This window comes from Halioglobus sp. Uisw_031 (genome assembly GCF_047729875.1).
In the GTDB taxonomy this organism is placed as follows: Bacteria; Pseudomonadota; Gammaproteobacteria; order Pseudomonadales; family Halieaceae; genus Marimicrobium.
Genome location: NZ_CP159826.1, coordinates 1,457,775 through 1,479,337, shown reverse-complemented (window position 1 = coordinate 1,479,337; position 21,563 = coordinate 1,457,775). Strand labels below are relative to the sequence as shown.

The 21,563-nt window shown below is 52.2% G+C and carries 19 protein-coding genes and 1 tRNA gene; 12 read left to right on the top strand and 8 right to left on the bottom strand.

From position 1 onward, the window contains the following. Window positions 1-25: 25 nt before the first annotated feature. The gene (locus ABXT62_RS06760; protein ID WP_415357839.1) at window positions 26-733 is read left to right on the top strand and encodes a dienelactone hydrolase family protein; all 708 of its coding nucleotides are present in this window, start codon (window positions 26-28) and stop codon (window positions 731-733) included. 60 nt (window positions 734-793) lie between these two features. Here ABXT62_RS06760 and ABXT62_RS06755 read toward each other — a convergent pair whose 3' ends face one another. Next, window positions 794-2,800, bottom strand: a complete 2,007-nt coding sequence (locus ABXT62_RS06755; protein ID WP_415357838.1) for a hypothetical protein — start codon at window positions 2,798-2,800, stop codon at window positions 794-796. Beyond that, window positions 2,797-4,218: a hypothetical protein gene (locus ABXT62_RS06750; protein WP_415357837.1), complete on the bottom strand. Its 1,422-nt coding sequence runs from the start codon at window positions 4,216-4,218 to the stop codon at window positions 2,797-2,799. Before ABXT62_RS06750 ends, ABXT62_RS06755 begins: the two co-directional genes overlap by 4 nt. 267 nt (window positions 4,219-4,485) lie before the next feature. Here ABXT62_RS06750 and ABXT62_RS06745 point away from each other — a divergent pair, with 267 nt between their 5' ends. Beyond that, window positions 4,486-4,893 carry a hypothetical protein gene (locus tag ABXT62_RS06745; RefSeq protein WP_415357836.1) on the top strand — a complete coding sequence of 136 codons (408 nt, stop codon included), beginning with the start codon at window positions 4,486-4,488 and terminating at the stop codon, window positions 4,891-4,893. Between the two features lie 597 nt (window positions 4,894-5,490). Here the strand turns inward: ABXT62_RS06745 and ABXT62_RS06740 are convergent. Next, window positions 5,491-6,750, bottom strand: coding sequence for a DUF2855 family protein (locus ABXT62_RS06740; RefSeq protein WP_415357835.1), 1,260 nt, complete (start codon window positions 6,748-6,750; stop codon window positions 5,491-5,493). 892 nt (window positions 6,751-7,642) lie between these two features. Here ABXT62_RS06740 and ABXT62_RS06735 point away from each other — a divergent pair. The 3 genes from ABXT62_RS06735 to ABXT62_RS06725 all read left to right on the top strand — a co-directional run bounded on the left by ABXT62_RS06735 (window position 7,643) and on the right by ABXT62_RS06725 (window position 10,067). Then, entirely contained in the window at window positions 7,643-8,962 is a 1,320-nt protein-coding gene (locus ABXT62_RS06735) for a hypothetical protein (protein WP_415357834.1), read from the top strand. Window positions 8,963-9,009: 47 nt separating this feature from the next. After that, window positions 9,010-9,315, top strand: coding sequence for a hypothetical protein (locus ABXT62_RS06730; protein ID WP_415357833.1), 306 nt, complete (start codon window positions 9,010-9,012; stop codon window positions 9,313-9,315). 68 nt (window positions 9,316-9,383) lie between these two features. Continuing rightward, window positions 9,384-10,067: a tyrosine-type recombinase/integrase gene (locus ABXT62_RS06725; RefSeq protein WP_415358175.1), complete on the top strand. Its 684-nt coding sequence runs from the start codon at window positions 9,384-9,386 to the stop codon at window positions 10,065-10,067. 100 nt (window positions 10,068-10,167) lie between these two features. Here ABXT62_RS06725 and ABXT62_RS06720 read toward each other — a convergent pair. Next, a tRNA-Ala gene (locus ABXT62_RS06720) sits at window positions 10,168-10,243 on the bottom strand. A gap of 215 nt (window positions 10,244-10,458) precedes the next feature. Here ABXT62_RS06720 and ABXT62_RS06715 point away from each other — a divergent pair. Next, a complete protein-coding gene (locus tag ABXT62_RS06715; protein ID WP_415357832.1) occupies window positions 10,459-10,833 on the top strand; it encodes a DUF4345 family protein in 375 nt (124 codons plus the stop codon). Window positions 10,834-10,869: 36 nt separating this feature from the next. On the opposite strand, the gene ABXT62_RS06710 is transcribed toward ABXT62_RS06715, so the two are convergent. Further along, complete coding sequence (locus ABXT62_RS06710) at window positions 10,870-11,508, bottom strand: PaaI family thioesterase (protein ID WP_415357831.1); 639 nt, start codon at window positions 11,506-11,508, stop codon at window positions 10,870-10,872. A 183-nt stretch (window positions 11,509-11,691) separates the two neighbouring features. On the opposite strand from ABXT62_RS06710, the gene ABXT62_RS06705 reads away from it, so the two are divergent. Beyond that, window positions 11,692-12,174 (top strand): FKBP-type peptidyl-prolyl cis-trans isomerase, encoded by a 483-nt coding sequence (locus tag ABXT62_RS06705; protein WP_415357830.1) that lies wholly within the window; start codon window positions 11,692-11,694, stop codon window positions 12,172-12,174. A 73-nt stretch (window positions 12,175-12,247) separates the two neighbouring features. Here the strand turns inward: ABXT62_RS06705 and gltX are convergent, their stop codons facing one another. Beyond that, window positions 12,248-13,738 (bottom strand): glutamate--tRNA ligase, encoded by a 1,491-nt coding sequence (gltX, locus tag ABXT62_RS06700; RefSeq protein ID WP_415357829.1) that lies wholly within the window; start codon window positions 13,736-13,738, stop codon window positions 12,248-12,250. Window positions 13,739-14,139: 401 nt separating this feature from the next. Between gltX and ABXT62_RS06695 the strand changes: the two genes are divergently transcribed. From ABXT62_RS06695 to ABXT62_RS06675, 5 genes are all read left to right on the top strand, one after another. After that, complete coding sequence (locus ABXT62_RS06695) at window positions 14,140-15,375, top strand: aspartyl protease family protein (protein ID WP_415357828.1); 1,236 nt, start codon at window positions 14,140-14,142, stop codon at window positions 15,373-15,375. Between the two features lie 1,049 nt (window positions 15,376-16,424). After that, on the top strand, window positions 16,425-17,099 hold the full coding sequence (locus ABXT62_RS06690) for a MarC family protein (RefSeq protein WP_415357827.1): 675 nt from the start codon (window positions 16,425-16,427) through the stop codon (window positions 17,097-17,099). Between the two features lie 369 nt (window positions 17,100-17,468). After that, window positions 17,469-18,455 (top strand): tRNA dihydrouridine(20/20a) synthase DusA, encoded by a 987-nt coding sequence (gene dusA, locus ABXT62_RS06685; RefSeq protein WP_415357826.1) that lies wholly within the window; start codon window positions 17,469-17,471, stop codon window positions 18,453-18,455. Continuing rightward, window positions 18,439-19,392, top strand: a complete 954-nt coding sequence (tal, locus tag ABXT62_RS06680) for a transaldolase (protein ID WP_415357825.1) — start codon at window positions 18,439-18,441, stop codon at window positions 19,390-19,392. Before dusA ends, tal begins: the two co-directional genes overlap by 17 nt. Then, window positions 19,389-19,829: a TerB family tellurite resistance protein gene (locus tag ABXT62_RS06675; protein WP_415357824.1), complete on the top strand. Its 441-nt coding sequence runs from the start codon at window positions 19,389-19,391 to the stop codon at window positions 19,827-19,829. The genes tal and ABXT62_RS06675 overlap by 4 nt, the downstream gene beginning before the upstream one ends. A 1-nt stretch (window position 19,830) precedes the next feature. Here ABXT62_RS06675 and ABXT62_RS06670 read toward each other — a convergent pair whose 3' ends face one another. Together ABXT62_RS06670 and ABXT62_RS06665 are read right to left on the bottom strand one after the other, a co-directional pair. Further along, window positions 19,831-20,313, bottom strand: coding sequence for an STAS domain-containing protein (locus ABXT62_RS06670; RefSeq protein ID WP_415357823.1), 483 nt, complete (start codon window positions 20,311-20,313; stop codon window positions 19,831-19,833). A gap of 1 nt (window position 20,314) precedes the next feature. Then, on the bottom strand, window positions 20,315-21,499 hold the full coding sequence (locus ABXT62_RS06665; RefSeq protein WP_415357822.1) for a PP2C family protein-serine/threonine phosphatase: 1,185 nt from the start codon (window positions 21,497-21,499) through the stop codon (window positions 20,315-20,317). Window positions 21,500-21,563: the final 64 nt, after the last annotated feature.

Below are 21,563 nucleotides of genomic sequence, written 5' to 3'. Positions count from 1 at the left end.
TCCTTAACTTTTCAGGATCCGTCCAATGAGCAATACAAAAACCCTAACCCTACCCAATCAACTGGGCAGTGCGATATTGTGCATGCCTAACACTGCCCAGCCAAAGGCTGGCGTAATCGTCGTGCATGAGTGGTGGGGTTTGAACGACTATGCCAAAGGGCGCGCCGAAGCATTAGCCGATTTGGGTTATGCCGCCATTGCCGTTGACATGTATGGCCATGGCAAAACAGCAACGGATCCTGAAGAAGCAGAGCGCATGATGAACGCGGCGTTTGCTGAACCAGAGAAGCTGAACGCGCGGTTTCAGGAAGCTAAAAATCTGTTAGTGCAGCACGGCAATGTAGACGCCCACAGTATTTATGCGATTGGCTACTGCTTTGGGGGGGCTGTGGTGTTAAACCAAGCGCGCTCGGGAACAGCATTAGCCGGCGTTGCCAGCTTCCATGGCTTGCTGGAAACCGATAGCCCTGCACAGGCGGGCAGCGTTAACACCAAAGTATTAGTCACCACGGGCGGTGCGGACCCAATGAACGGGCCTGATATCGTGGCTGGTTTTGTAAAAGAAATGCAAAATGCAGGTGCCGAATATCATTTAACGTCGTTCCCGAACGTGGAGCATGGCTTTACTAATCCCGCTGCCACCGAAAACGGCAAAAAATACGGCTTGCCACTGAGTTATGACAAGCACGCTGACGTCAGCAGTTGGAACGCGCTACTCGATTTTATGCGATGACCCGATAAGAACAAGCAACACTGCTGCCAGCAACACATGCTAGGCAGCGCCTCCACTGCCTCAGTTGGAGGCACTCGCAAATTCCGTTGACGTACACAGCCCGCTGTTTTGATCAGCCGGCTGCAGCGTCAGGCTTGCAGTGAGCGGGAAATTCAGGCCCAGATCGTTTAAGTCGCTTAGCGTGCCGCCACTCACGGAGACAAGCCACTCGTCGCGGCCATCTCCTTGTTCGATCGTGACTTTCGGACGAAGAGCGCCTCTGAAACTAGAGGACTGGAATGTAAACCTCTCCCCGCCTCCGTGGATTTTCCATGTGTTCATTGGACCTCGTCCCCCGCCCGGAGTTGCAGGGACGTCCGCGTCGACAACGGTATGGCCATTAGCATCTTGCACCAGCAGGCGAAAACCGGTTTGGTCGGGTCTCACCACGCTGCCGCTCGGAAATACCAGCGTAGAGCGGAACGTCAGGTAACTCGGGCCAGGGGTGGTAGGGTTTGACACCTGTAAGAAAGGCGCCTCGGCAACGACACCGTTGCCGGGCTGGCACGGCCTATTTTTGAACAGCGCGAGCGGAAGCGTGAGGTTTGACACAGTGCTCCAGCTTGCGCTGGGACAGGGCGAGCCTGTACACCTCAGATTTGCTGTGCAGGCGTAAACGGGGTTGAGTGCGCGGCCCTCGTTAGCGCCAGAACAGGACATAAACATCGGGGTTAAGGCGTCGGGAGAATGCGTAACAACTTCGACGATGTCCTCCAACTCTCGTTTGACCATCACGACTCGACCCGTTGTGCCTATGCCGTGCCAGACCAGATTCTTCGAGCCATCCGGAGACGCGAGGCGCGCGCTCTTCGCAAAATCGCTAATCGCTACATTAACCTGAGAAGGAACGCCACGATTCGTCGCGCGGACTCTCGTTAACGGGGCTTGAAGCTGACCCGGCCGCAGGACTGAACCGGGCACCGTCATCACTTCCTTGCGGTTCGAGGTTCCATCCAGAGAGGCGACGTTACAGTCGTAGCTATAGCTTCTCTGTACGGGGTCTAAGTTACCATCATCACCGCTAAGCTGGCAGGCGACCAGATCGGTCGTATAAGGCGAGGGGCCGGAAAGCAAAGCTCCGCGCATCTCCTTGCCTTCAGCGTCTGAGGTCACCAGCCATCGTCTGTCATCCGCGGTCTGATTGCTCAGCCTGCGCAACCCCTCTGTGGCCGATGCAATCGCCGCGATGGATTGATTCGATGCATTCAACGGGCCGGCAGTGCGATTAACCCCTTTGCGTGAATCCTGTTCTTGACTCGATGAACCGTTAAACGCCTGCTGCGATGAAACGGAAGCATCAGCGGAAAATTCCTGTGAGCCCGACGGCAGCGAGCCCTGCGCGTTGACGACGGAAATCATTGCGCCATGCGAGATAGTGGGGTCAGCCGCTAGGCTAACAACATACTGCTCATTGCAAATTAAATTGTATTGACTGCCAACATTATCGCTCCCGCTGCTAGCGGTAAAATTGGGTGCATTAGGGCAGGCGCCTGACGTTGTCCAACCATCCGAATTAGTGACAATAGTTAATACGTCGTCTACATATGCTTCCGCGTAAAGAGACAGTGAAAAATCTTCACCCGTGTCCTCGTAGCCGAAGTTAATAGAAAAAAGCGCTGTACCAATCGAGAAGTTGCAATAGCCTTGACTTTTATCGTTGTGATTATCCGCATAGTACCGCAGCAGCCCCTTTCGCATCGAACCTACGGATATAGTGGCCTCGGCATTCAATTCTAAAGAGCACCCGTCACCAGTACACGTGTCAGCCCAGCAGGTGGCGTCTGTGCTGGTATCGCAAGAAGATGGAATGGTTATCCATGAGCTATTATTCTCTTCAGTGCCAATTGCGCAGTAGCCCGACACCACCAAGGGCGTCGACGAGTAGCTAAAGGCATAGTTTGCCACCCCAATGTATTGATTGTTTTCCTCATAGGACTCCAGCAGTACCGCTTGAGCAGGAAGGGCCATAGCGAATGAAAAAATCGCAAGCAGCGTTCGCATCGGATGAAGAGATACTATTACGTTCATCGGCGTTCTCCAGAAAAAGGCTTGCTTAGGTCAGGAAGCTGAGCGGCAGCAAGCTGCTCGAAAAATGGCGATCGCGGTGACAAGTCGGGAAATGTCAATGTTTGCTCACTAGAGGCCGCCGCGGAATTGGCGCAGGTCAGCGTTCCGTTATCATTCGTAAAGTCTCCGCTGCTGCAGGTGGCACAGCTATTAAAACTGACGCCGGAAACAATGGTCGCACAGTTGGCGCAAAGCGTCGGAGACTCCCAGGAGGTTTGTTCGCATGATTCCTGCCAACTGCCGCTGGGTAGTTGAGGTTGACCTGAGCCGGGGCAGACACCACAAATACTGTCCGTGACAACTGGGTAGTTTATCGGATTCTGGACGCATGAACTGCCATCGGGATGCCATCGTTCGATCGCGCCGGTTGGTGGTGTGACCCAGGATACGCCGGCTGGCCCATCCGCAGCAGTACGTATGCACGCATTCAGTTGGTCATAGCCGTTATAGACGTCAACAGCGGCCGCAGTGTTGCTGCCCGTGAACTGGCTATTACATTCGGCTTCAGTGTAGCTATTAAGCCAATCATTGGAGGCATTAAACGCGGCGCAGGCATAAGCACACATCGGCGTGATACTGGCATCAACAAAGCCTGGGTTTTGCGCATTCACACTGAGTGCAGACAAAACGAAAAATTCATCGGTGTTGTCAGCCGTTGGTGTTTGATCTGGCCCTACAATAACAACGTTAGCGGGAGCGGGGCTGGTTACATTCTCAGAGATGCAGGATTCATTCGCGTAGAACGGATAACTTGGCTGCGACTGCCAGCCGAACACCATAACGTACTCAGGGTCGAGCGCCTTAAACAATTTGGCGATGGCCTCTATCACCTTCATCGTCTCTATTACCTCTGTCATCCCATCCTCGGCCCCTGCCGCTTTAAGCGCATCATCACCCCCCTTCTTCGCATCGTCTTTTAGACTGTCCTTCGCCTCGGAAGACACCTTCGACTTAACCGCATGCAACACATCGCTTGCCGCGGCTTTGAGGTCCCAATCCGTCTCGGCCTGAAACACAAGACTGAAATACGTGCCCTCACCTACCAGGCTGCGGCCGTCAGGCGGTTCCAGATAATAGACCTGTTCTACCAAGCCCTCACTCGCGGGTCCGCCTCGTAAAAAAATACCTGTCCCTGAATGCTGATACGGAAGCATAAAGGTCGGAAATCCAGGACCGTTGACATTGTCTTCGCTATCAGTAGATCCGAGCGTACTCAAATTATAGGTAGTGTTGTTGGATATCGCGAGCGCGATGCCCTGCTCTTGGGCCCTCACCTGCGAAGCGAGAGCTGGAGTTTGCGCATCCGCTGGTGATGCGCCGATAAGCACAACCGCTGCGAGCAGTTGAGCAAAGTGTCGAGCCTTGCACTTCAATGACATGAGTTTTCTTCCCTAAATGCCCTGTAAAGGCTAAATTAGTATTATTCCCAAAGACTATACCGGTTAAACGTCTATAACGTAAGGCACTGACTATCCTACTTCTCTCGCTGCGCAGCCTCTTAGACACGTGAGTTCATCTATTTAGTCCCCCTGACCCTCATCGCCCAAGCACCGCGATGCGCACTCACGGATATGTTGCCTGAGTATAAAGATGATATGCTGCCCCGTGCCCTCGGGTAATGAATTGACACTTAACAGGAGAACACCATGAGCAATATTCTGACAAAAACATTCGGCGCCGCAGTGGTGGCCGTTGCAATCACCGGTTGCGCCTCCATCGCGAATCAATCAGCGATGGATACAGAAAGACGACTATCCGCTGCGGGCTTCCAAATGAAACTGGCCGATACACCGGAAAAGATGGCCCGTCTTAAAACCATGACTGAACGCAAAGTTGTGGCCACGACAATGGATGGAGAAACGGTCTTTGCTTATGCCGACCCGACTACCTGCAAGTGCGTCTACGTGGGTTCAGAGAAAAACTATCAAGCGTATCAACGCCTCTCAATACAGCAAAATATCGCGAATGAGCAAAGAGCAACCGCGGAAGCTTCAGAGGCAAACGAAATGAACTGGAATGCCTGGGGCGCGTGGCCTCGACCTATGATGTACTAAGTGAAATGGCCGTTTGGCTTAGCTAACGGCTCCTCTATTAGCTAACGGCTCCTCTAAAGGTGGCAACAGACTTCAGCCCAAATGTGGTGCGTCACCACGTGACCCACAGGGGATAGAACATATCTCTGTAGGCCACAATCAACATGACCCTCTCTTGGGCCGCAGCAGACATTCAATGCCGGCATGCCCAAGGAGACCCCCCCACACACACTGCTGCGGGCTCTCGTTCAGGAATGGACGAATATGAATTGCACGGTCACCTCAGCGAACAACTTTTCAGCCCACTAGGCGGGTATTTCGAGAATTTCTCTAGTTCAGTTAGCAGGATCAGTCAGGACATTTAATCTCAATAGGCCGTTTATTTGTCCTATACTTTTGGAAGTTGTTGACATGATGGATGCCAAGGAGAAATCCAATTGGTCTGAACTGATGCAATCTGTCGGCGGTGAAATTTTTGTGACCACGCGACTGTAGCGTCCGATTAATATCCATAAGCATCAGCCACCCTATGCCTATGTTCTCGGCGAAAAGTCTGTTTAATCCACTCCCTTAGCACTTATTTTCTTTCCATATACGGAGCTATACCACTCTAAGCAACTACGATTCAGCCAGTACTGGCGATTGGTAAACTACCTTTTCACCGCTATGCGCGTTGTTCACATAGGCTTGATAAAGATCGAATAGATCTTTACTCTTGGATACCTTCCGAACACCGGTATACCACTGCTTTTCCAGGTCGTATTTGTTAATCATGCTGCGGCACTGTTCTAACATCTCGTTATCTGTAATACCACTTCGAATCTGGTAGATATAAGAGTCTGCCAGATTGCTATAAAGTGTCCCTTTACGATTCTTCTTAAGATATTTGAAGAATGTACGATCGCCGCCCTCACCGTAGATCCACCATCGGGAGATTTCGAAGTGTTCGAAAACATCCTTTGTTACCGACTCCCAACCCAGGGCATCAAAATAGAGACTCTTGTTGGCGTTCGGGCCAGATTTGATTTCGTCATAGGGGTAGACCTCATCGAAATACGAAAACTGTTTAACAAACTCCAAGTTCCGTTCGGACGTTAGTCCAATCACCGTAAAAGAAGGATTTAGCTCCTTCAGGCACATGGCAATAATTTGCCCGGAAGCACTGGAAGCAGAACTGATCACCAAACGCTCTGCATCGAAATAATTCATATCTTCTAATTCGCGCGCGTAGGTGATGCCTATCTTCATATACTCGTAGTTATCCATTGCGTTTGAGTCGTCTTCCATTTTAATCAACTTCAACCATTCTTTTGGTCCACTGAAGGTTGGCAAATTTAAGTAAGCAATAAATGCTTGGTCGTCCACATCGCAAACACTGCGCACACAGTAAGCCGCCAACGGCCAGAAGCCATAGTAGGTACTGCCTTCTTGTATATCGGGATGGTTTGAACGATACACTTTGCAGCGCCCCCAGCAAGGTGCTGATTTAAACGATCGCGTATTCTGCACACCCTTTGGATCTACAAAGTTTTCGATACCCTGAATAAGGTACCCACTGTTGTAAAAAGTGATGTATCTGTTAGCCGCCAAAGATACCGGCACAAAGAGCACTTCATTCTCTGCCAGCGGTATACTATCAACGTTCTTATTGAGTGGCAGAAACTGCACATTCTTTGTCATACCAAGCTGAAATTGCAGCGCAGCAATATCAGGCTGATTTCCCGCATCCGTTGCCACCTGCAGGTTTAGCTCTCTGGCTGTTAAACGGCTTTTACGAGTTTGGGAAAGTGCTGCAAAGAATCCTTTTGCAAAAAACCGTGCTTCCCGGGCCTTCATAATCCAGCTTAATAGCGGAAATTGGCGTTCAATAAAATTCATAATTTAACCTCTTTACTTCAGAAAATTCTCTGATAGTTCTAAAGCGCAACATTGGCTTATTGGCCCGACGCGGATGGGCGCGCTTTAACGATACTGTCAAGTAGTGCGGTCAGAGCAATCAGGAGCAAAGCCAGCAGGAATCTGGGATCGCTCAAATACAAGCTAGTTTCGATGGGATAGGCGATGGTCTTCTCTAATGCTGCAAGCTTAAGTATAGGACAAATAAACAGCCTATTGAGACTAGATTTCCTTACTGATGCTGCCGACTGACCTGAAGAAATTCGCGAAATAACCACCGATTACCCTGAAAAGTTGTTCGCCGAGGTGATCGCACAATGCATATCCGTCCATTTCTGAACGATAGCATGCAACCGGCCGTGCCACGCGTTTTTCAGTAGTGTCCCTGCTGAGAAGCCGTTACCGATCCGCTGCAATGACCGCAAACCTCGATCGATATTGAAGACGCGCTTGAGTCGCTGGGTCCAGGATATCGCTACGAGACGCTCCAGCCGACACGTAGCGCAACGTAAACGAAGAAACCCGTGTTCGAGGCGACTGCATTTGAGATGCGCAGGCCGTTTATTTGTCCGATACTTCACCACCGGTAGGGAGTATTCTGACGAATACGCTTCTGATGAGGCATATTTGCCCCGTTCCGGGACGTCCATTACGACGCGGTGGTTCATCTTGCACGTCGTGCCTGAAGGCGCCGCATCCTCTTTAGGGACCGGTTTCTCCTGAAAACCTCGAGTACTTTTTCGCGACTCGGAAAACTGAGTGAAATTCATAAGATTAGTCTTAGCAACATTGTATTATGGCACCAATTATGCCATAATATTTTAGATAGGCAACCCTCTTTCTGGGATGCGTACACTCGAATCAAAGGAAACCGATGACCGAACTCGACAGAGACGGAAAACTCGCGGGCTATTACCCTTCGGCATGGCCGGTCGAATGCGGGGGGCCGCGGCGACAGAAGCTCGTCTCCTCGCCGGGCCTCGCGCTGAAGGATGGCGAGAGACTGCTCTCGACGACTCGGCAGATGGATGGCTGGGCGGTGATGCAGGTTCAGCGCGCGCCGGGCGAGATCTTCGTGCAGGGCGGTGCCGGGTTGGGGCAGAGCGAGTTTCCGCCTCAGTATCGCGATCAAGGAGACACTTCGGGTTGGCTCGAGCGCATTGACCCGATCACGCTCAAGACGCTGGCGCGATCACCCGAGCTTCCGTCCGGTGGCCATTTGTGGTGCGGTGCGGTCGTCGTCCACGAGAACGGCGATCTCTACATGGTGAACGGGCGCTACTGCCATCGCCTCGACGAGGATTGTCGCGTCGTCGCCGAGCGGAAGCTACCCGTGGACGCGCCCTACAATGGGTTGCTGATTCTCTCTGATGGCAACCTCTTGATGAAGAACCTCGGCACTGATCCGAGTGTGAACTGCAAGTTCTCGCTTCTTGAACCTGAGCGCCTTGAGTCGGTCGGAGAACCGCTCGAGATTCCGGAAGCATGCATGGGTCGCTTTTCGAGCGATCGAACGAAGGAGGGCGAGTTCGTCTACTTCACGAGCGCGACAAAGATATATCGACTGCGATACGAAGGCGGGCGACTCATGCTCGATTCAGATTGGCAGGGTTCGTACGAGATCGAGGGCGAGGACCAGGGCGACGGCTGGGATACCAGCGTGGGCAGCGACTGCATCTGGATGATGGACATGGGCCGGCCGCCGCCGTGGCGGGGCCTGGCGTCGGCGCCGCAGCGAGCGTTTCGTTTCCCGATCGACGATCCCGGCGAACGAGACGTGATCGAGACCTTCGGCATGCCCAACGCGGTCAACGTCGGGCCGCCGCTCTACGATCCTGAGCGACGGATTCTCGTCGCATACGACATGATGAACGCGAAGGTTGGCGCGTGGCGCTTCGAGGGACCCGGTCAGTATACCTCTCTTTGGCAGCACGACTGGCGATGCGCGGTCCAGATGATCTTGTACTCCGACACGGGCGAACTCGTGCTCGAAGACGGCGCGGCGATGGGTCCGGCGAGCAGCGCCGAGGGATCGATGGCCGTCGTCGTCGACATCGAGACCGGGCGAGAACTCGGTCGAGCGCCGAGCGGCGCCCCGTCGATCAGTGGGATGTTCTTCTGTCCGGGGTACGGTCGCGACTTCTACTCGGGGTCGCTACGCGGAGCGATCGCGAGGTACTACGTCGAGGGTTAGGACGAAGCAATCGAATAGGCCCGGCTGGCTTTCGCTTCTCTAGCTCGGTGATAAATGACCGGTTGGATCGACTGAAAAATGCGTTTCCTGACGATGCTCTTCATGCGATCCCTATTAAAACCAACCCACTTTTCTTTATTCTTCAAAACATCGTGTCCCGGGGGTTGGGACTTGAGGCTGCGTCGATGGAAGAGGTTTTGTTGGCGATCAATGCCGGTACTGAAGCATCTAGAATAGTGTTTGATTCACCCGCTAAAACCAGGCAAGAAATACTTCATCTTCGAGATCATTGTCGCGGAAGTTCCTCACCCAAAGAACTCCCTGCGCCCACAAGGCACACCGTGGCACGCTAAACCTGCTGTGGAAATACGCTATCAATACGGGGCTTGCACATGAAAATCCAGTGGATAACACTGAGATAATGCTGCAACCACCACGACAACGTCATAGGCACACATGGGACGGCTACCAAGCCATTCTCACACAAGCCGAACCCTGGCTCGCCCATGCTATGGAAATAGCACTCCACAGCGTGCAACGGCGAAGTGACCTGACATCGATGAAGTGGAAAGCTGTAGACATGAATAAACAGCTAGTCAACGTGAAGCAAATAAAAACAGGCACATACATCGCAATCGAAATGAGCAACGCATTATACAAAGCGTTCTCGTGGTTCGATAACAGTCCTCTGGAATGCCCCTACGTCGTGCATCGAAAGCCCGCTGTAAAAACACAACGGCTAATGGACGCGGTACAACAAGGAAGACAACACATCTACGAAATAACACCCGATGCGTTAACCAAAGCCTTCTGTCAAGCTCGCGAGCGATCAGGTTACTACAACCACTTGCACCCTGAAGAACGACCCACGTTCCATGACTTACGGGCGCTAGGTATGTTTGCTCTAGGCAAAGCTGGATACCCACTGGCGTACATTCAAGCATTGGCCGGGCACGCTGACACGAAGATGACAACGCTGTACCTAGAAGGGCATGAGACAGTTCAGCCGCAAAACGTGGCTGCAGGAAATCTAGACGACGTAGACTGGTCAAACATCAACTGGAGTACGCCTTTAGCCCCCGAATTAGTCAATATTCTTGACTAAAATGAGAGAAGGAAAAGTACACTTTGCTACACACTTTGCTATACACCGCTTAACCATGCAGTGTGCAGGGAATCTAAACTACTGATATTGCTAGAAAATATGGTGGAGCTAAGCGGGATCGAACCGCTGACCTCAACACTGCCAGTGTTGCGCTCTCCCAGCTGAGCTATAGCCCCAAAACTTGATCTAACTCATTGATCGAGATAGGGTTTTATGCCTAATTAACCAAAGAGCGCGCATTCTAATGATCGTCACCTCCGCTGTCAACCGATGGCTATAGGAACGAGTCACAGAGGTGTTAGGGCTTGATTCGCAATAGCTATGCTAAGCTAACCGGAAATTAAATTGCAGCGGTTTGATGCAAGTTCGTTCGCGTCACAAGGAGAGTATAATGCTAGGTAAGATCGTTCTATGGTTGTCTGCTGTGATATTTGGCAGCTACGGCATCGTGTGCCTGATCTCGCCCGAACTCCCCGCAGAGTACGCCGGTTTAATTCTTGATTCGGGTGACGCCTGGGTTGAAATCGCTGCAATGTATGGCGGCCTGCAAACGGCTTTTGGTGTGTTCTGTCTGCTGGGCGCGTTGCGCAGCGACCTCTACCGCCCTGCCCTAATTTCTATCGTCTTATTAGTGGGAGGGCTTGCGCTGGCGCGGCTGTATTCCACACTGATCGTTCCCGACCCCGTGGGCGATTACACCTATGGCGCCTTAGTGTTTGAATTCACCACTGCAATACTGGCCGGATTGGCCTTACGAAAAGCCTGACTGTTGCACCATGGCTGATCACCCTGGCGCTAGGCGCTAGGTACCCAGCTCCGCCGCGCAAATGAACAGCCCCTCGGCGCTAGCAGTCACCTCACCATTGACGCGCATTTCTCCAAGGCACAATTGCTTGCGGCCGTCCTGACGCACATTTTTTCCCCACAGCTCTATCGGTGTATTGAGTGGCGTCTTACGACGGTACTTAATAGTGAGCGTCCCCGTAAATCCTGCGGCACCGGATATAACATTCGACATCGCAAGAATTTCGTCGAAAACACCGGCGATAATACCGCCATGAACGCTGTCCGGAGGACCGGCATAGGTCGGCGAAAATATCGCCTCACCAAGAACCTCATTTTCTCCGGCTTTCCATAGCTTGATGGGGGGCGCCATCGGATTCCTCCTACCACTGATTGGGCTATAGGGCATAACGGCCGTGAGGTCATCTTCCTGCCAGCCAAATTCGGGGACATCACTACCGATTGAAATGGTAGACCAGCCCCCACCCTCCTCCAACCACGGTTTTAGTGCACTCAGCGCATCGCGTATATGCGTCTGTGCCACCAGCAGCGCTTCATCGGGGGCTCTGCTGCACCGCAGATGATGGATAAGCTGGCTCACATCCTGATTGACCTCTTCGGCCAAACCGTCTTGCAGCGGCGCGTTCTCCTTCGACATGTCTATTCCTTGCGTCAGATTCTACCATCGCACATGATCGCGCATTGGCCCATCAGCGGCAATTGCGCAGGTGCATTCAATTGAACCCACAGGCCTATTGCGGAGTCAGGCAACGAGACAATCACTAGGACTTTCGCTCCTCAGCCATTACTATTCGCGCTCAACAGGTAGAGGAGACAGGCTGTGCAAATTGGTCCAGACACCGTAGTGACATTTCATTACACCCTGCGTGACGAATCAGGCGTTGAACTCGAAAGCTCTCGTGGCGCCGATCCAGCCGCCTACCTGCATGGCGCCAATAATATTATTCCCGGACTGGAGTCCGCTATGGCCGGCCAGTCTGACGGCGACACTTTCACAGCGACGGTAAGCCCTGCGGACGGTTACGGTCTGCGTCATCCCGAGAAGGTGCAGCGCGTACCAATAAAACATCTGTCCTTTAAAGGCAAGCTAAGCGCGGGCGACGTGGTGCAACTAAGCACCGATGACGGCATGCGAACTGTCACCGTCACAAAGGCCGGGCGGCACACCGCCGACATCGACACCAACCACCCTTTGGCGGGACAAACACTGGTGTTCGACATTGAAGTGTCAGAGGTGAGAAACGCAACGGCAGAAGAACTGACGCACCGCCATGTCCACGGTCCCGGTGGACACCATCATTGACCTGTAATCTACAATCTTTGGTTGCCGCCACTGTCTCGGCGGTGATTGAAGATGTCGTAAGTCCTGCTATCGCCTAACGTTCTGCCAATGCCTGATATTCTTTTTCCAATTTTTTCGATGACTTCTTAGACACGCCACCCAGCACTTCAATGGCATGACGAATACGTGCACGCGTCATATCCGGTCCCAACAATTCCATGGAATCGACGACAGAGAAAGAGGCACTGGAACCGGCTATCGCGATAAACAACGGCGCCAAAAAATCTTTGACCTTTATCTCCAACGCATCCGCCAAAGCCTTTAAGTCATTCCATACGGCATCTCGCGTCCACTGATGCTGAGCTTCCAGTCGCCACAACGCAAACTGCAGGCCTTTGACAATAGCGTCACGCTCACCCTTTACGCTCGCAAAGCTTTCTTCATTCAGTGACAACGTGCCTGACACCAGGAAGCTAGCCAGGGGCGCAAAATCACTCAGCGTCTCCATACGCTTCTGTGCATGGGGCAACACCTTCATCAAGTTTTCACTGTTGTAAGCCCAATCCACCAAGCGCTGCGCCAGCTGCGCTTCACTGAGGTCTTCACGAATCCACATGCCGTTGAGCCAGCTGAGTTTTTCCACATCAAAAATCGGACCGCCAAGGGAGACCCGTTGGATGTCAAACTGTTCCACCATATCCTGCAGGGTGAACTTCTCGCGCTCGTCAGGCATGGACCAGCCCATACGCCCCAGATAATTCAGCAACGCCTCAGGCAGATAGCCCATGCGCTGATAGTAGAGAATACTGGTTGGGTTCTTGCGCTTACTCAGCTTGGATTTATCCGGGTTACGCAGCAGCGGCAGATGACAGAGCTGCGGCATATCCCAGCCGAAATACTCATACAACAGCTTGTGTTTTGGCGCTGAGTTTATCCATTCCTCGCCGCGCAGCACATGGGTTATACCCATCAGATGGTCATCGACAACGTTGGCTAAATGGTAGGTTGGCATACCGTCAGACTTCAATAATATCTGCGCATCGACCATGGCCCAGTCCATCTCAATGGTCCCGCGCAGCATGTCATCGATGGTGCAGCTGCCATCGTCCTCCGGCACAATCATGCGGATGACGTAAGCATCCCCCGCATTGTGGCGTTTTTGAATGTCTGATTCAGCCAGCTGCAGGTCAGAGGGCTTCAGGGCGGTGCTGTTTCCTGCGGCGCGACGCGCTTCGCGCAATTCGTTCAATTCAGCAGCCGTGCGATAGCAGACAAAGGCTTTACCTTCTTCAACCAATTGCTGTGCATACTGCCCATAAAGCGCCATTCGTTCGCTCTGCCGGTAAGGCCCGCAATCACCCCCCACATCGGGGCCTTCGTCCCACTCGATACCGAGCCAGCGCAGCGAATCGAGAATGGCCTGTTCCGATTCGGGTGTACTGCGAGCTTGGTCTGTATCTTCGATACGCAACAAAAACTGCCCACCGTGCGCACGGGCAAAACACATATTGAACAACGCAATGTAGGCGGTGCCAACGTGGGGGTCGCCGGTAGGCGATGGCGCAACACGGGTACGTACAGTCATGAGGTTCCGGGATATGGTAAACGTGGCTGGCAATTATACGGTGGGGCTTGCGATCAGGTCCAATAGAACCATAGTGCAACAATACGCAGAGCGCGGTTGTGGAGCGCAAATAGGGCTAAACCATCGATTGCACGAACGTTTTCCCAAATCCGCACCGCGTCCAACCGATGACTGAGCAAGTGTTTGGTAATCGTTTCACCCAGGCCCTAGCCAGTGAAGAGCCCAGGGCGAGCCGACACCTCACCGATATTGCTCAACACAAGAAGCCCTGGCCAGTTGACCCGATGATGCCCCAGTGTTCAATGTGAGCATTTCCCAGACCGAGCATGAACCACCTGAACGAGGAAATTGCCGTGCACTCACTTTATCTGTGAGGCATAGCTCATTACAATGCAGAGATGATGTCGCTAGCGAAAATTTTCTGCCTATTACTGGTAGGCGTGGTCCTAGGATGGTTGCTACATGATGCCATTCCGACAGGTAGCCTTGCACAGAATCCGGCACCATCGATATCGACACCTGCCCCTGCACCGGCGATATTGCCCTCGCGATATTTCAGCGCAAGCCCGCAGGCAGATTCCCCAAACCTGCGAGAGCAACCGCCCTCCCAAGTGTCCGAACCTGCTGCGCCACCCAGTGCAGACCGTTTCCGCCAGTTGCTTGTGGAGCAACAGTTTGAAGTGGCCTTATCCTACTACGAACAGGCACTCTCTCTGGACGACGCATATCAGTTGGCGCTGAAGCCGATACTGGAACACTATTTGATGTTCTGTTTGGAGCAGTGCAGCAACGGCGTATTTGTCGAGGTGGTGAATGTCTGGTTAAGCACTTACTATCAAGACATTCCGGTTTTATTGCTACTCGCTGAGCATCAGCGCTTACAGCGCCAGCCTGAAGAGGCCGCCAGCACACTCCAGTTGGCCGCCACTTATGCCTATCAGACCGAACACGAGGACGCTGTAAACGCCGCAGTGCTGCGCCTGGTGCAGGTCACAGATGACACACTCTCTCGGCAGGAAAGCTGGGTTGAGCTACTGGGTTTCTATGAGTATCTGGAGACCATCGATCTTGGCACACGAGAGTTTCTATTACGCGAAGCGATTCTTTATCGGGTATTGGGCGAAACCCAGCGCAGTCAAAAATTGCTGCTGACATTGCAGCAACGCGATAACAAGTCGAACACGGTTTGGACCGCAACGCTGAACCAAGAGTTGTCACGTATTTCGCCTCAGCTGGAAAAACCCGACAGGCTTGGCCACGCTGTCGCGGTCACAAAGCGTGGCGATCATTTTCTAGTAGAGGTCACCTTGAATCGCATGAGCACTGTGAAATTACTGATCGACACCGGCGCTTCGTTGACGACCCTTTCCCATAGCAGTTTTGCTGACCTTCCTCAGGCCAATTTCAATTACCTTGGCTCACGTATGTTCAACACTGCAGGCGGCCTGACGCGCGGGGATATCTATCGCGCGTCATCTATCGAGCTGGGTGAAATGCAACTTAATGATATTGATATCGCCGTAATCGACTACCCGTCAGCCTCCAATGTAGATGGCTTGCTAGGGATGAATGTACTTCGAAACTATCGCTTTGAAATCGACCAGGACGATAAACTGCTGCATTTACAGCCGCGTTAATCGCAACAAAAGTCCCCTGCCTGCTGCGCAATTGCCCAACTATCGCTCTGAGGTCGCTGCCCCACAAGGTGCCGCCGCTTTGCGAGTGAAGGTTTCACCTGGTATCGGCAAGTTAACTTTTTGACATCAGAGGAATTTAGCCTCAAGTCTCATGCAACCGCCCTATTCCATTCAGCGAACGCACTCACCCTGAGATCACGGTAATGTTGAGCCCTGACCTTATGCCTACCCAAATTGAAAAGGTTTAACACTGCAGCATGAGCGCCCAGAAATCTCTGAGCCTGCTTGATTGATTTAAACTTCCGCATCACCCGCTCTCGCACTCTGGTCGGCTCATGGATTGCTCGGCCCGATTGTTCGCGTACTGGGAATTATTATGAATAGCATCCGGTATCAGTTCACGGTGAGCAACGCCATAACTGCGTAGCTTGTACAACGAGAACAAGGACAGCACGAACATAGGCTTCGTTTCAGAAGACTTCTGAACCAGTCACTCAGTCGCACCATTCACAACACTGTCCCAGCTTCAAGGGGATGCTGCTGTGGGTGGTGTTTCATCAGAGGATAACGATATGAATACCGAGTACAACGGCAATAGTAGCAGCCTCACACCAGAGGAACTCAGCGGCTGGACTTACACGTTAGTAATGCAAGGCAAGAAAGCCTTAGAGCTTGTTAGGCATAACAGACCTACAAACTTGGTCGTCGCTGGAAGGGTAATCCCTCTTATGCTGCATTGCATTTATTTGTTACGGTGACGCCAATGTCATGGAAATAAGCGGGATACCATGACATTATGTAGCATCTTTGCATTGGTGGCATTGGTTGCAAGCGGTTGCTCTATGTTCGAACCCTCAACCGATGAAAATAAGAGTACGGAGGACGGCAACGTTTGATACGTGCTGGCAATGTGGAGGCGAGTGCCATCAAAAACACAGGCACTAAAGGAAGTGGCCATGGCGAGCCCGTGGAGGCAATTCACTGAAACCCGGCGGATCGAACGTTGTCAGGGTTGTAAGATCGCGTGATTCGATATAGGTTAAATTTGTATGAGTACAGTTGCATTCCTTAAAGCTTTTATGGCTCTTTTCGCTATGATGAATCCCATCGGAAACGCCGGGATCTTCATTAGTACGGTAGGGGATCTACCCACGGGCTTTAAAGTCAAGGCTGCTGCGAAGACCGCCGTGGCCGTGCTAATCATTCTTGAAATTTCCATCTTCGGCGGCACCGCGATTCTCGAGGCCTTTGGCATTTCGCTTTCCGCCTTCCAAGCGGCGGGCGGCCTAATTGTGGTGCTGATCGGACTTAATATGATCACTGGGAAAGAAAACGCTGCCCACCTCACGCACGGAGCCAAGAAGTCTCTCGAGGAGCTTCAAGCCGAAGAGGCAGACGTCAGCGATAAGTTAATCGTTCCCCTAGCCATGCCAATCCTTGGCGGACCTGGCTCAATTGCTGCGGTAGTCACGGTGGCTGCCGCCTATCCCACCATGGACGGACGCATCGGAACCGCTCTTGGAACTGCCGCAATGGTGGGCACGCTCTTCCTCTGCTTCGCTTTTTCTGGGTTTCTCAGCCGATTTCTCAACCACCACGCACAGGAAATCATCCTGCGCTTCATGGGCCTGATTCTCGTGGCCATTGGCGGGGATATGATTCTGGGCGGAATTGAAACCTCAGCCAGTCATTTTTTCCTCGGTGTCAGTCAACCGGCGCACTGAGGCTGCGCTGTCTCTTTTCGCCGGGACGGAGTTTGATCAGCAGGGACGCCACTGAAAACCCCATGGCACGGGCTGCTGCGGGCTCTCGTTCAGGAATGGACGAATAGGAATTGCACGGTCACCTCCGCGAACAACTTTCTAGGGCAATCGGGAATTATCTCGCGAATTTCTCTCGTTCAGTTAGCAGGATCAGTCAGGAAATTTAATCTCAATAGGCCGTTTATTTGTCCTATACTTGCATCAGATTGTTACTTTGATCCGCGAGAGAGATGCCGCATGCGGAGAACTAAAGCACCTATCGCCAGGGGAAATGTCGTAAGACGGCCTAATACTCAGCTTTTTTGCTCTCTATAAGTTATTGATTTATATATGAAAAATAACCACCGTTTTAGCATCGCGCCCATGATGGACTGGTCAGATCATAATTGCCGCTACTTCTGGCGACTGCTGACTAAACAAGCCCTGCTCTATACGGAAATGGTCACCACCGGTGCGTTAATCCACGGTGACAGGAAGCGCTTCTTACACTTTAACCGTGAAGAACACCCAGTGGCGCTGCAGTTGGGCGGCAGCGATCCGAAGGATCTCGCACGTTGTGCGCGATGGGCTCAGGAATGGGGCTATGACGAGGTCAACATCAATTGCGGATGCCCTTCCGACCGCGTGCAATCGGGCATGTTTGGCGCCTGCCTCATGGGCAAACCCGACCTCGTAGCAGATTGCGTCAAGGCCATGATGGACAGTTGCGACATTCCGGTAACCGTGAAGCACCGTATTGGTATCGACCACATGGAATCGTACGAACAGTTGTTGGCATTTATTGAGCCGGTGGCGGCAGCGGGCTGTTCTGTGTTTATCGTTCACGCACGAAAAGCCTGGTTACAGGGACTGTCGCCGAAGGAGAATCGCGAAATCCCTCCGCTCAACTATCCCTGGGTCTACCAATTGAAGAAGGACTTTCCACACTTAACCATTGTGGTTAACGGTGGCATCCAGACGATTGAGGAATGCCAGGACCATCTCGAACATGTGGACGGGGTGATGCTGGGCAGGGAGGCCTACCAAAACCCGTGGATGCTGGCACAGGTTGATGAGGCACTATTTGGGATGGACAGCCCACTAAAATCTCGAGATGATGTCATTGCAGAACTGCTGCCGTTCGCCGAGCAGCATCTTGCGCAAGGCGGACAACTTAACCATATTACCCGGCATATTCTTGGCCTCTATCAAGGCATTCCAGGTGCCCGCAAGTTCAGGCGACATCTGAGCGAAAATGCCTACAAAAAGGAGGCGGGGATTAGCATTTTAGCAGAGGCCTACGCACTGGTAAGTGATAACCATGACCAACAAACTTGAGCAACTAAAAGCCATCACCACGGTGGTCGCCGACACGGGGGACATCGATGCGATGCGCCGTTTTAAGCCTATTGACGCCACCACTAACCCCTCTTTACTGCTTAAAGCAGCCGCCCTACCCCGCTACAGGACCTTACTGGAGAATGCCAGAGTCTTTGCCTACGATCTGGGCGGCACAGAAGCAGAGCAACTGACTAACTGTAATGACCGCTTCGCGGTGGATGTCGGCTCGGAGATTCTTGGCATTATTCCTGGCCGTATTTCCACTGAAGTTGATGCTCGCCTGTCCTTCGATACCGACGCCTCTATCGAACGAGCCAAAAAGTTCATTGGCCTTTATGAAGAGGCTGGCTTCGGCCGTGATCGTATTCTGATCAAACTCGCGTCGACCTGGGAGGGTATCTGTGCCGCCAGACAACTCGAACTCGAGGGCATCAACTGCAATCTGACGCTGCTGTTCAGTTTTAGCCAAGCCGCTGCCTGCGCCGATGCCGGCGTCTTTCTAATTTCACCTTTTGTCGGTCGTATTCTTGATTGGTACAAGGCTAACACCAACATGGTGATTGAAAATGGATTAGAAGATCCAGGTGTGCAGTCTGTCACCAAGATCTACAACTACTACAAATGTCACAGCTATAAGACTGTGGTGATGGGGGCTAGTTTTCGCAACACCGACGAAATTGAGGCACTGGCAGGCTGTGACCGTCTGACGATCAGTCCGGCACTCTTGGCAGAGCTGGAGGCCGATGAGGGTGATCTGCCGCAGCAGCTTTGCGCTGAAACCGCTCGTTCTGACGAAGACAAAACCAGCCTCACCGAGGCCCAATTTCGCTATGATATCAACGAGGATGCCATGACAACCGAGAAGCTGGCAGAGGGTATCAGAACCTTCGTCGCCGACCAGATAAAACTAGAACAGATAATAGGTGGAAAATGATTCGAACGCTAAAAGCACTGTTTGAAAGCCCCCAGAGTGAAAACCGTGAATCCCTAGAGCCCGATCTGCGGCTGGCAGCCGCAGCTTTGCTGGTTGAAACCGCGCGAGCCGATTTTACGGAAGATGAAATCGAGCTCAACAGGCTGTCTCAACTACTTAAGACATCGCTTAAGTTAGAACAGGAGGAAGTTGATGCATTGGTACTGAATGCTCGGGAACGTGTCGAAGAGGCCACTTCACTCTACGAGCTCACCAAAGTCATCAACGATCACTGCAGCGCAGATCAAAAGCTAGAACTGATTAGCGCTATGTGGGCTGTTGCCTATGCCGACGGTGATTTGAGCAAGTACGAGGAGCACCTTATTCGCCAGGTGGCAGATCTGACCTACGTCCCCCACGCAGACTATATTCACTGTAAACTTGCCGCAAACGAGTGAGTCAGTCGCGCTGCAGAGCAGTAAGCAAATCTTTGAAACGATGGCGATTTTCATCAGAGAGACCCATTAAAATACAATGAGCCTCAATCACTTTTTGCTTCACTGACTCTTCGCTTCCCTGTACTCGCGGAATTTCTGTAATATCCGCAGGATTATTGCAGGCCTCTTCATGCAGCTCGAACAGACGATGAAAACCCATGCTCTTCAGCAGACGATTAATGCCCGGCTCACATGAATATATGGCGGGCTTGAAGCCAAACTTTTCTTTAACTCTCAGCGCCAACTTGGCCAGCAAACCAAGGGTCGTGCTGTCAATTCCCTGCGCCTCACACAGATCCACCCAGACGCTAACAAAATCAGGATCTGCAAAAATGTGATCAAAAAAATCATCCATGCTGTTGCAGAGTGTCAAACGCACATCACCTACTAACCGAATGACATAAGAACCGTCGTGACTCGCTGCCAATATGCGCCCTTCTTGCATATCAACCACCTTTGGTCACAAACAGCGCCGCGATGTCATCCGGCGCCGGCTCCACACGATCAAGACCTAAGTACGTCACTAGTTGCTCCGGTGAATCTGCCTTCTGTTCAAATACGTTTAGAAAATATTTTTCTTTTTCGATAAGGTTGTCGGGTGGCAAAATCTCAAGGATTCCATCCGAGAAAACGCCAAGTGTAAACCTATCTGGGAGTTGCAGCAGATGCTCTTCATACTCGACATCCTCCATCATGCCCACGGTGGAGCCTTCACCCTCGAGATAGCGTGCTCCAGCATCACACACTAGCACGGGCAATGGCAGATGCCCTGCAATACTGTAGCGCAGCGTATTGGCGTCCATATCCAATAACCCCACTACCATGGTCGCGAACTTATCAAGCCCAAGGTCCAACAGTTCTTTATTCGCGTGATGCAGCATAACAAGGGGATTCATAATGGCATCATCGTCGCGCCGCATATAATCAGATCGCTTACGCGCAAACAGATTTTTCAACAGCACCGTCGCAAAAGCAGACGAACTCCCATGGCCCGACACATCGGCCATAAAGAATATGACATGGCTTTTCCCGACTGTGAAGTAATCAGTAAAATCACCGCTGAGATAGAGAGAAGGCATCACCGTATGACTAAAGACATAATCGTTGAGCGCCATCGGCGTCACAGGCAACATACGTAGCTGAACCTGACGCCCTGCCTGCTGATCTTGCTCCAGAACTTTTACCGTGCCACGCAGTTCGATATTAGCGGCCTCCAGCCGTTCACGCGACACCTGCAAATCTCGGCGCATATTGCGCTCTCGCACACAGCGTTCAATGGATTTGACCAGTGACGATTTGTCTTCCACGGGGCGCAGAAAAAAATCACGCGCGCCTAATTTCAGGGCAGTCATGATTTTATCGACTTCGGCAACGTCACAGAACATGATCAAAGGGACCTGCACGTCCATCGCTCGCAACAAGTGCCGGGCATCGAACCAGGAAAAATCTTTGAGATCGAGCTCACACAAAATGACGTCTAGCTCGCTATCCTCGCCAAGCGAGTGCGCATAACTACTGACATCGGCAACCATCTGAACCTGAAAGCCGTTATCCGCGAGGAAGTCTGCCAGTGCTTTAGCGCGGGCAGGCTGGTCATCAATAATTAGGACTTTGCCGTTTGACACGATCATAGCTAGCTTTGATAGTAGATTCAGCGTGACACTACGCCCATCGTTGGGTGCAGGCAATATAGGG